Origin of the sequence: Photobacterium aquimaris (genome assembly GCF_002954455.1) — a bacterium.
GTDB lineage: Bacteria > Pseudomonadota > Gammaproteobacteria > Enterobacterales > Vibrionaceae > Photobacterium > Photobacterium aquimaris.
The window spans coordinates 78,561-91,119 of the sequence record NZ_MSCC01000002.1; the positions used below are offsets into that span (position 1 = coordinate 78,561).

Genomic DNA, 12,559 nt, shown 5'->3' on the forward strand with positions numbered 1-12,559 from the left:
ACATTCAATGGAATAGGCACCAGTTTAACATTTGCTGCCCCCTTGTTGCACCATCAATAAAAAAACCTTAAATAACAACGTTAAACGATGCTAAATACGGTTTTATCATGATCTTACTCAGCCGTTATCACGGTTAGTAATGACTAATGTATTGCCAATGACCATTACTTGGATCTGGTGATTCAGATGGCCAAGGGAAGTAACTATAACTGGTGGTCTTTAAGCGGTAATAATGGGTTTTTCCATCATGGAAGTGATAATCATAAATATCACCAACATTGCCTTTTTTACCATTGTCGCCCCAATTACCAAAACTGTCTTGTTTATACCAATCCAGTGCTAATTGCTCAAATACCGCTTGGCTGGTACCCATTTCAAGTATTAATTGATTAAGCGAATTATCATCAGCTAAATATATCCAATCACGATTTGAGGCTTTATTGGTTGGGAATTCACCACCTTGCGCTGGCGTTCTTTGAATAAAGTATTCATTAACACCTTCTGCCGTTGGATTAATAAACACTGCGCTGTTTGATGTATCCCACGAGGTAGTCGCTCGTTGATCCCATGTAAATAACGCTGACTGTTCAAAGTAATTTTTGATACGTTCAATATTTGACAAGTTTTGACGATTCAATTTAAGTGGATTGAAATCAAAATTGACATAAGACTCAGCCGAGCCTAAGTATTTCCAATCATTATTACTGTGATGTTCGGTTGGGAACTCACCTGCTGTGATTGTTTTCATTAAGAAATAATCACGGGTTTTTAGTTCAGTATTTACATGAACATAGACGGCACCAACACGTTTACGTTTCTGAGTTACGCCATTATTAAGCTCACCGTTTCCATAACGATCTGCGACCCAGAGGTCAAACTGATTAATAGTTTCAAAATCAAGGTGTTCTAAATCGCTTTGATCGGTAAATAACGGTTGTGATTCAATAGCTAAATCATAGCCCTGACCTTTACCTATTGTTACTGCTTTAGCTGGGTATTCAGTATTAGTAGTAAAAGTACGGCTATCAACTGTGACACGACCTAACGCATCAAAGTCGATCGTTGGTTGCTTGTCGATGATGATTTGATCAAGATAACCAACAAACGCCCACTCGCCATTAGATTCACCTGCGCTCGGGAAATACCAGTAATGTTTAGACTTCAATTCAAATAACTCAATACGGCCATTACGTTGATATTCAAATACATCACCAACTTCGCCCCAACGGTTGTTTTCACCCCACGTATAAAAACGCTCCTGACCATAGTGAGTTAATAACTCATCACGAACGATTGTTTCTAAACTTATTTGAGGACATTCCACTGTTACTGTCTGTGGGTTGCGATCACGCGCTAAGTTAAAATGAAGTTTATTACTTAGACCACTATTTTTACGAGCACCTTCAAGACCAATGATTTGCTCTGAATTATCGCCATAGATGACTGTCGCCCAACACTGACCAGCAATAGGCTGTGGCAAGTCATACACATTACCAGAACTACCATATAGCGCAGGATAAATATAGCTGGTGTTGGTCATCAGTGGATCATAAAAGCCCACCACTGTCATCACATCAACATCTTGCTGAACAGGTTTTAGCTTGGTCGTCATTGCAACAGCTTCAAACTGTTGAGTCACTGCATTCCAATGCTTGTAACCACTGGTTGATGTAGCATCAAGGTAATCTTTGCTCTCTAAATAGTGCTGAATACGCTTTGATGAATAACCGGTAAATAATGGATAATTTGAGGTTGATGAATCAAAACCACCGCCGCCCATTGGATCGGTGCCATAACCATAATGTGTTTTATATGGTGTAACCATGATATTGCCGTAAGCATATTCACCGTCGACATTTGACTGCCAATTAAGATTGTCAGTCATATACCCACGGTACGCATCATAGCCCCAACCGGTGGTTGCTCCATGTGTTGCATTTGCATAACCACCAGGATAATGGCCCATACTTAGCGCATGACCAATTTCATGGGTAACCTCATTACCTGTCGTATTAGAAAGTAATACCATGCCATTACCGCCTGATAAGCCATGAGTATAAACACCAACCTCACCTTTATCATTTTTATAACGGCCAATAGAATGACCCATAACAATTGCTGGATAATTACCCGCTTGCCATTGGCTTGCACCTGAACTTGCTACACCATAATTAGAATTTGCGATACCCAATTGAATAAGAGACTTGGTAATATCTTCTCGCATATCACCGCTGTGAACACCTGGTGATGCATATTCACTATATTCGGTTTTGATATCACCGTTAGACATCACAACTTTATCAAGTTTAATCGGCAAATAATGGCTGATCGTCATCGATGCGAGCGGAAAACGTTGGAATAATTCAGAACCATAATGCGCAGTTTTTAGTTCAAGTGATTTTGCTGCCGGCGGATCAGTTAACATACCAATTCGAATCATAGGCAAATCAAGATGAGCAGGGGCTGCAAAATCAATATCATCAGCAGCTAATTCACCACTTAAACCATTATCGGTTTCAAACTGTAAGCTCAACCCTTGCTCAACCCAATTCCACGGTAATACTGTCGTAAATGATCGTTTTGAATAAACAACATCTTTACGATCATCTTGCTGAGAACGGTCTGATTCTAAAATTTGCAGAGGATTCGTCATTTTACGATTTTCAAGTAACACGCCATCTTTATAAATTTTTAACGCAATACTTTTCGGTTCGTCGTTAACCATTGGTGTTAAAACTAATAAAGCTTCACGTTGAGAGACTATACGCTGTTGATCTTTTTCATCATTAGCAGAAGGTTCTGCCGTTTGGTTTTGAATAAAACGTATTTGTGCGGCAAAATCACCATTAAGATGATTAACAATAGGTTGATCATCAATAAAACCATGAGCATCAATTAAAGCAGCATTGTAAGGTAAACAGTCTTTGGTCGCTGTACTGACTAAATCCTTATCGCCAACAAGATATTGCACATTACACTGCTTATCTTCATCCATATGCTCCATATAGTTAGAGCCAAATTGGTCATTATAAATATAAACGCCATCCATCTGGTTGACTAATTTCCATGGCGCTTGAATAAAATCAAACATTGCCTCAGCTGAACGATCTGCATAGTCAAAACCATCCACAAAAGGCATAAAAGAAGGTAAATTATTAGATGTTATTGAATATAAATAACCATTGTATTTAAGAAAACGCTTGCCATCACGAATCTCAATATTGGCCTGATCTTCAATGAGTTTTTTAGTTTCAACCACCCGCTGCAATACTTTTTCTTTCATTTGTTCAAGTTGTTGCACAGCTTCAGTTTGTGTATTCGACGTCGCAAAACTTGCATTCGAATAACCACATAACAATGCACTAACAGCCACAGCAATACGCTTAATATTCATATATATCCCTTAATTATGATAACCATAACAAATATATATGAAGTTAATTTAATACAAAAATAAATCTTTACATTCAGCTAACAAATTTAAAAAAAACAAATTTTCACCAAAGATCACATCTAAATATCCATCATAAGCAAAATAATTTACCGAAGTGATAAATACATCACATAATCATGCCTGACCTAAATATCCAGCATTGACAATCTAGTATTGATAGTAAATTTTAGCATCTCTTACAACAGAAAAAGGAATAAAAGCGCAACGCAGATAGCCAATAACAACATGATCTTTATAGAGTATATTAATTTTATATTTAATTGACATGATGTTAGCCATCATAAACCAACTACAAAGTAGTGCTAACATGCTGCCATATAATATAAAAAGACTAAAATCAGAGATTAAAAAAATCAGGTTAATTATCAAAAGTGCTTTAGAAAGGATAGATAATTTCGCTGTTACGGCGGAGGATACTTTTTTCATAAAATAGAATTTATCATTATTGACGTAGCTGTTAATAATAAACTTATTCTTAAAGAGAATAATGCATATTTGATAAAAACATTTTTACCAAGTGATTATAAGTTACGATGCATATTCTCCCTACCACTGTTCTACCCTTGTTGCCTTCATACTCTGTTTCGTATAGTGAACTATCACTTTTATGAACGTTTCCAATATTGAGATAAAAAAAAGCCGCTACAAATGAGCGGCTCAATAGAAATACCGGATTATTTATTGACTGGTGCTAATTTTAGCTCGCCATTAGCAATCGCAATTCGATAAAGTTGACCATTCACCTCATCACGAATAACAACCCCTGCCCCTGCTTTGTTGATTTTTATATCGTCTTGCATCCAACATGCACCATCGGCTGTCATCACACCTTGCGCCGCATTTCTATTGTATGTTTGACCATAAATAGAACTGATATTGAGTTTACCGTCGCGATCAAAGCCGCTGTAAGTAATAACAATCGTTTTAATATTAGTCGCGTTAATAAACCCAGTAACATTGGCGGTTTTTAATGTCTGTTTTGATGAGTAGACAGATTGCTTATGTCGATCATGTAAATCGATCTCAATCTTGCCTGAAGTTAAATTATTATAACCAAGCGTACTGCCAGCCATATTAAAATGATTAATCGCATTTTCTAGCGAAATCACCACCTTGTATTCATCACCTTTTTTCACAGCTAATCGCACAGCGGATTCAGGATTAAAATCAAACATCGGTGCGAGATCGACTTTCGTTTGAATATGACCGTTCTTAAATAGCTTTACATGACAACCGGGACGATCGTTAATAAACGCTAAAAAATTATCCAATTTAGGGATATAGCTATTGGTTAAGGTAGAACCGACTGTTGGTGGTGATGACTCAGGCATTAAATTACGCCCCTGAAAACCCTCTGCAATAAAGGTGTTAAGACCAGGGTTTGATTCATACACTAATGGTGATAAATCACTGCCATTCAAGTGACGTAGCGTCGCGCCATACAGTTCAACAATATTACCAGCAGCTTCACCATAGCCCGGTGGGAAGGTATTACCTCGTAAAAATTTAATGGTATTGGTGGCAGTTTTAGGCGCATCCCAGCCCATAAGTTCAAATTTATTATTACGCCCTTCACACACTAGAAAACTCTCTGTGCTGTAACGTGACCATTGGAAATCAAGACTAGCACAGGTATTACCTGCAACTTCGCCGCCAATCTTACCGTTAGGTCGTAGCAAGGGAGAGATAACAGTAAACCCTTGACGGAATCGACGCGCACACAAGTTATGTAACTTATTACCGTTAACCCATGTTATCCAACGATTAGGGGTAATATCATCAATCACAGCTTCTAGAACATAAGGTTGCTCAAAACCATCAACATAGACATCAGATACAAAGTTACGCCACACATATTCATGTGCGCGTTGTTCAGTTAAACCTGCAGTCCAACTACCCGCTAATAACACTAAACCACGTCCGGTTAATTTGGTGCTATCTAATACTTTACCGTTGGAGAATGTTTGGTAATCAATCCATCCATTAAGAATATTTAACTGCGATATTTTATTTTCAACACAGCCTTTTGTTTTCCATTTACCGTTAATTTTTTCTTTCGATGAGGTTAACATCACCATTGCTTTATCAAAATGCTCTAGTGAACGAGAACGGATAATAAAAGGGTTACCAACCAAATTAACGTTATATTTAAAAACAATACCAATAACGTTGCTGCACAATTCTAATGTGCCATCCCATTGCACATTAATATCTTTTAATACGATGGTTTTATTAAACTGATAGGTTTTATTTGGGATCCATAAAATAAGACCACCTTTACGACAGATTTCAGCAGCGTAATTTATTTTATCGCCCCAATCAGATAACGGTTCATAATGCTCAAGGTTATCGATCGAATAAAAACTTTGACCTTCAATACAAGGCTGTAAAAAGTATTTGTGTTTATTCACAATAACAAAAGTAGCATTTGCATCTATCTCATTGACGGTACCATGACAAATAACACGATAAATTTTATCATTGATGCGTAAACCATTATAGCCTTCAGGAATGGTGTCATTTACCGCTAAATTACGACTAATCGGGTAAATTTTAAGGCCGGATACACTTTCAATGGCTTGATGATCTTGCGCTTCAGCCCAACCTTTATCAACCACCGTATTTTGAGGACGTAAGTCACTAACGGTTCCATCTGCCATTACTTGACAAAGCTTACAATAATAATGATGAACACCATCAGTATTCACATAATTATTTAAATCTTTAGTTGAAGCAATAATATTAAATTTAGTATCTAAACCATCAGGATCGTTATTATTTTTGTAGGCATCAACATAAATATAAAATGGTTTATTTGCAACATCAATTATACGGCTATGTTCTAATTCAATACGGTGACCTGAAATATACGCCACACCTGCCATAACTTTATATACACCTTCAAAAGGTAATACCATAAAGCCATTTTTAATAAACCAATCTTGACCTTGTTGATCAATAATGGCTTGTAATGCTGAATTCTCAACATTATTTAGTCGTTGATGTGCCACAAAATTAGGACTTACTGCCATCACGGCACTATTGGTTATTTGAGCAATATCATCATAACTCAAAATAAATGAGCGAATTAATGTATTGCCTTTAACCCCAGGGCCATCAACCGTTTTAGTGGTTAATTTAGGATAAGTAACGGCAATAATCGTGTCATATTCACTACAATATAAACAGCTCCAGTTAAATTTAAACGGGCCGACATCACTATCAAGAGTTGTTGAAAGCGCAATTGCATTTTCAGATAATCTAATTTGTTGCTGAATTTTGGCATTATGAACAATATCATTAGGCTGTAATTGTTCATTTTCTGTAGGCGCTTTACCGAGGTTAGCTTTGTAAGCGAAAATCATTGAGTCAATCAGCAAGATTTTTTTTTCAGCTTGCATTTTAGCAATAAGTGCTCGACCTTTAGCTGTGATAATGACTTCTGGTTGATTTGAATGCTTCATTAAATCAAGTGCATTAGTCTTATCAATAACACCCGGAATAAACATACCAGCCGTAGCGCCGCCCGCTATCATTGTTGTATTTCTTAAAAAAGAACGGCGAGAAATGCCTTTGCTATTATCATTGCTTATTGAATCTACTTTACTCATTAATTTACCTACTATTTTGTATTAATAGCCCTTCAATTCATAGCTAATATATATAGAACAAAGTTCTATATTGTCACTAAAATGTATGAATAAAAGTAATTAAATACCGCTAAAATTATTATAGATTATTTATTACGATGGTGTTTTTTTCAATATAGCGAAAGTTATTGTTAAATACTACTGCGTTGAATTAATATTAACAATTATTGACATAGATTAATTAACACCATCAATTAAATATTATTGCTATAATAAAACAATCTTAATGTAGCGAATAAAAAAAGGCGTATTATTAATACGCCTTTGAATAATCTTTATTTTAACTTAATATTGATTAATATTTAATTCTACATCTAATACTGAAGCATAATCGCTATCACCATAGCTAGGGTATAGCATCAAGGTTAATGCACTTGAACGACGACCAATACGTGCTTTAAGTGGCGAGCTTTCGCTGTCATTACCAAAGCGATCTTTACTATTAATCATAATTTCAAAGCTACTATCATTTTTAGTAGCATCCCATTGTGTTTGAGTCCATTTTTTAGTTGATGGATGGAAATAACCAATGGTGCATGTCTCTTTTTCTATATTGACATTACTAATTTCAATACGGGCATAGAAATCAAAACAGCCAGCTTTCGTGGTCATTGTACCGTTATAGTCATGGGTTTTATTCTGCAAACAACCGTTACTTGGGCGAGTAGCATTCATAAGTATAATTCCCGGTGTAGAGCCTGCGACTTCAGCATATGTCATACGGAACTTACCGGTTGTCATATCAACACCAAACACATTTTGCTGAATACGACCAAGTAATGCATTCTTCGCTGTTGAACTATAATTACCCCCCATATCTAAACGGATAACCTTGGGTACTTTATTGCCAGCTACAAAAACATCGTGTCGTGGTGTCACATCGTTTTGAGTTGAATTCACAATATGAACACGGTTATTCAATGTAATCTGATTAATAATACAGTCTTGAGTTTTAAACTCCGCTCCTGAATTACAAGTCAATTGTAACTCTTTAAGGCAATTTGCTGTAATATCATTGTTACTAATATCAATGATATAACCTCCATTACGATGCTGGCGCATATCACGAATGTTAATATAGGCTAATTTACCGGCAGTATTATTAGGTGTATAAACACGGTTACCTTTAAATATCGCACGACGGTTAACCATTTGGTTATCACTTGAATATTTACTGTTATCCCACCAATTGACAGTAAGGAATGTAAAGGCACCTGACATACGACCATCACTGTTATAACCGTTATCTGGTGACTCAAAATCACAATCGGTTATTTCATAGCTACCAACAATCTGAGTCGATATATCAGCAGTACGTAACAATTTAGGCAGCCAACACTTCACATTACGAATAATAATGGACTCAGCAGGCTCACTACCATAATTAACACTGTCATCCCAAGGCGCACCTGGCTCTGGCGAGTATGAAATAAATGTTCCTTGAGTATTATCAACAGTAACACCGAAATCGGCTTCCATATCACTAAAGAAATTCTCTTCAAAGCGGTGCTCTATATTATTAATCAATGCATTACGTACTTTTTTCAAGAATATACAGGTATTGGTACTACCATCAGACTTAAAGTTATACATATTCACGGTTTCACAATCACGCATTTCAGCACGAATACCACCAAGATAAACCGGTGACAACGCTCGAGCACCGTTATTATTTGCATGTGATCGAACTTTAACACCACGAATACGCGCATTAGTAAAGATTAAACGGTTACCTTCCCACAATAACGATGTGATATAGGCACCGGAATTATTATCTTCACCCGCCCAAAAATCAGCACTATTTTCCCAATCAAGACCTTCAACCACCATATTACGCATTGCTTTTTGAACATCTAAATACCACGGGTGGGTATTAGTAATACCACCAGAGTAAAGACCTCGGCTACAATTTCGCATAACCACATTTCTAAATACAATGCGCTCATAAGGAAACTGATTCGCGCCTAAAAATGCTTGGTGGCGTGAGTTAGTTAGCGTCAGATTATCAAAAATAACTTCACCAAAACCAGCATAATCACCTTTAAAGGAATTGGTTGATGAATTTGGATTACCTTTAGTTGGATGCTGCTCTTTACCTAAGAATTTGTAACGGAAGCTACCATCATAATTACAATCACGTGAAATAATGCCACGGTAACCACCCCAACCATCACCTTCAATAAAATTCAGTTTACCGGTTGTAACATGGTAACAATTAGTTTCATAGTAATATGGCATTTCAGCAACGTTAGGCATCGTCATCGCACTTAAACAATCGTCACCATTAGTTGTTATTGGTGAGCCCACCCAGTGAATCTTTTTACCTAAACAACCATGAAACTCTAAGCCATAGCGAATAACAATTTCACCTCCTGTCGTATCAAAATACACGTTATCGGTAAATGCTAATCGCACCACTTGCTTAGCTGCTGCATTTTTTAATATCGAGGCATTAGCGGCGGCTTTTTTGGCATCATTATAAACAATACCCATTGAGCTAGCTTCAACCCATAGCGGTTTATCAACGCCAACATTGTCATCAGGTACGGAAGTTACTTGCGTCCAATTGCCATTTTCACGCACATATTGTTTATTATCATGAGGAGCATCGCTGATAGCCTCTGTCCAAGTGCCATCACTACGCATATTATAAACCAAACCTGGTTGGCTATTAGTTAATGCGACAGCTGCACCCACTTGCTCTGCTGTTGGGCAATTATTTTCATGGAAAAACTTTACAAACTCACGACTAGGGAGTGTTTTTTTACTGCCACTGCGGAAACCAATATGTTCATTATCATAACCACTCAATATTTGAATAGCTGTATCAGCCCCAGGCGAAACTAGTGATAACATATTGCCATAGGTAGCCCATGATGGAATATTCGGCTGTGATGAACCACCCAGTCTCATTGTGGTACTATCAGTAGGAAAAGTATTAATATTAATATTACCATCAACAATAGCAGTAATATAATTTTCAGTGTTTAATGTGGTATTTTTTAGGTTCTTATTAATCTCAGTAGGCATGCTTAATTCCTTTATATTATATATTTTTTGTTTTTTGTTTTTCATACCATTGAAGATAATCATCGACTTGTTTGGCACAATTAGATAATGCGTTTTTTAATCGAGGTAAATCTTCTGCAATAGTTTGTACTGGTGTTTTTCCTGTCATTTTAGGTTTATTACATGCTGTAATTAACCAAGGCTCTGGTAATACCTTAATAATCTCCACTCGCGTTGGTTCAATACGGTTGCTGCAACCAATCAATAACATCACCAGGCCAGTTGTTATGATATTTTTCTTTTTCATACAAAAGGTTATTTAAAGCCTCCGTTGTAACAACACTATTCTCAGCTTGTTTGAGTCTGCGTTGTTCCCGCTGTAATAATAAATCATTATTTTCTTCTTTTTGATCTTCTAATAATTTAAACGTTTCTGTATGTGACTTATTTATTGTAATAACTTCATTTCGTTCAATAATAAGAGATTCTAATTTACGATCCATATATTCATTTTTAACTAATAAAACCAAAACAACTGATAATAATAATATCCGCATAAATGAATATCCTATTCTATACACCGTAAATATTCTGACTTCCGTCTTTTCACTAAGCCCTTTAACTTTTTACCTCCACCATAAACCCAGTGAGATAATTGCAAACAAGCATGTGAAAACTTTCCAGCTCTTACATAAGTGGATATTTTTGTTGCTGTAAGATCTTTATTTTTTAAAAATCGTGTGCAGCCAGTATTAAAGATAAATGATGTTAAAGCATCATACTGTCCTTGCGTAATATTATTCATCCCTAGAATATTATTTAAACACGACTCTGCCTGCTGAATATTTAACACCCAATCTCTTGCTACTTGTTCATTATCTATTATATCAGTGGTTATATTATGAATGTTACCAATACCATTTGTTTTATAACCAGCAGGACAACGATAACTATCTAACCTACAACCTTCATAGTCTCCTATTAATCTTAATCCTTTTGGTGTTAATTTTAATTTTCCTTGGCTTTCGCCAGCAATAACAACATTGCCGATTGGTAATGTACTATTCCCTATTCCACCATCACCAAAAAGTGCTATCACTGCAGTAATTGAGCATAAAATTGGTTTTAATTTATTCATAAATGGACACTCCTCTTTCGCGAGCAATTTGTTGCATAATTTTCTTATGCCAATAACTCAACGATAAAGCGAAGACTCCCATACAAAATGAAACAATTAAAGACCAAGCTTCTATTGTCATGAATTGAAAATGGCCGATGATAACAAAAACTACGAACACCATTTTATTTACTAGCCAATCCAATAACTCATACATCTTATAATTCCTTGTTTATTTGAAGTAAATAGGGATTTTGCCCCAATATCTATCTCCAATGATGTAAGTCTCAATATTGGTATTTCCGGTTACTCCAGTGGGTTACTTGATGAGATGATTATCATTCATTTGACAGAGCAATGCATCAATTGTCGTTATGAAAAATTCGGAAAAGAGTGAAAATCCGAATGAATCCGAATTTCAATTGACCATTTGGTATAAGGGTAGTGTTTTTATGACAGAATTAAGCAATTAACTGACATCTCATTCACTAAAATGCAGCAGATCGAGGTTAATAGCGGTAGGTAATCCCTATCATTCCCATAAAAGCAAAAATCTAAGCTTATCTATATCGAGCTAAAGGCTCACAATATTTTAGCTCTTTGTGGGTAATGACATTGTTTACATCAATGATTCTTGAATTTTTGCCTTCAATATTAAATAGGTAATTCAAATGGCAATGCGTATTCATTGTACTCAGTGTGGCGAAAAAGCACGTATTAATAAAACAAACTGGTTTTCAAATGCAGCAGCAGATTTATATTGTTCATGTTCAGATCCTGAATGTGGGCATACTTTTGTGATGTCTTTAGGCTTTAGTCATACCATCAGTCCATCTGCTAAAAACGTAAATGAACTTGTTATTGCTTTAGTTAAAACAATGCCACCAGAAAAAGTGAAAGAGCTTCATCATATGCTAACAATATAAACTTATGCGGAACGTTATTCGTTCCGCTTTAATGCTGTTTATAACTGCAATCATATTTTTTAACGGTGATTGTAAAGGTAACAGGCAGAACCATTACTTTTAGTAAGTATAAAATATACTTTTACATTGTATGTAATAAATGAATCTCACTCAAAAAAATTTGCCATCAAACTTGATGTAAACGAGTCAAATCTGTCAAATATTAACCTTACAATATGCTATAGATTTCACTTTTAACTAAGTATTCGTAAATTTCCACGTCAACACATAAACTAACTGTATAATTAACACAAAACACATCACACCAACCTTATAGCTAAACTTTTTTACTGATGTGTTAATTACGCTATTAGATACTTAATCAGTTGTTATCCCATTACTTTGATATGGTTAATCGCCCAAA

7 protein-coding genes are annotated in these 12,559 nt (G+C 35.8%); 1 reads left to right on the plus strand and 6 read right to left on the minus strand.

The genetic code is table 11. The features are described from left to right. Positions 1–133: 133 nt before the first annotated feature. The 6 genes from BTN98_RS11415 to BTN98_RS11440 all read right to left on the minus strand — a co-directional run bounded on the left by BTN98_RS11415 (position 134) and on the right by BTN98_RS11440 (position 11,251). Positions 134–3,394 carry a M66 family metalloprotease gene (locus BTN98_RS11415; protein WP_060996712.1) on the minus strand — a complete coding sequence of 1,087 codons (3,261 nt, stop codon included), beginning with the start codon at positions 3,392–3,394 and terminating at the stop codon, positions 134–136. Positions 3,395–4,128: 734 nt separating this feature from the next. Next, complete coding sequence (locus BTN98_RS11420) at positions 4,129–7,065, minus strand: phage tail-collar fiber domain-containing protein (protein WP_060996713.1); 2,937 nt, start codon at positions 7,063–7,065, stop codon at positions 4,129–4,131. A 324-nt stretch (positions 7,066–7,389) separates the two neighbouring features. Beyond that, entirely contained in the window at positions 7,390–10,134 is a 2,745-nt protein-coding gene (locus BTN98_RS11425; RefSeq protein ID WP_060996714.1) for a hypothetical protein, read from the minus strand. A 16-nt stretch (positions 10,135–10,150) separates the two neighbouring features. Continuing rightward, positions 10,151–10,378 (minus strand): Rz1-like lysis system protein LysC, encoded by a 228-nt coding sequence (lysC, locus tag BTN98_RS11430; RefSeq protein ID WP_197432869.1) that lies wholly within the window; start codon positions 10,376–10,378, stop codon positions 10,151–10,153. Then, a complete protein-coding gene (locus tag BTN98_RS11435; RefSeq protein ID WP_060996716.1) occupies positions 10,353–10,670 on the minus strand; it encodes a hypothetical protein in 318 nt (105 codons plus the stop codon). The genes lysC and BTN98_RS11435 overlap by 26 nt, the downstream gene beginning before the upstream one ends. Positions 10,671–10,681: 11 nt before the next feature. Next, on the minus strand, positions 10,682–11,251 hold the full coding sequence (locus BTN98_RS11440) for a lysozyme (protein ID WP_060996717.1): 570 nt from the start codon (positions 11,249–11,251) through the stop codon (positions 10,682–10,684). Positions 11,252–11,907: 656 nt separating this feature from the next. On the opposite strand from BTN98_RS11440, the gene BTN98_RS11450 reads away from it, so the two are divergent. Continuing rightward, a complete protein-coding gene (locus BTN98_RS11450) occupies positions 11,908–12,156 on the plus strand; it encodes an Ogr/Delta-like zinc finger protein (RefSeq protein WP_060996932.1) in 249 nt (82 codons plus the stop codon). The last annotated feature ends 403 nt before the right edge of the window (positions 12,157–12,559 follow it).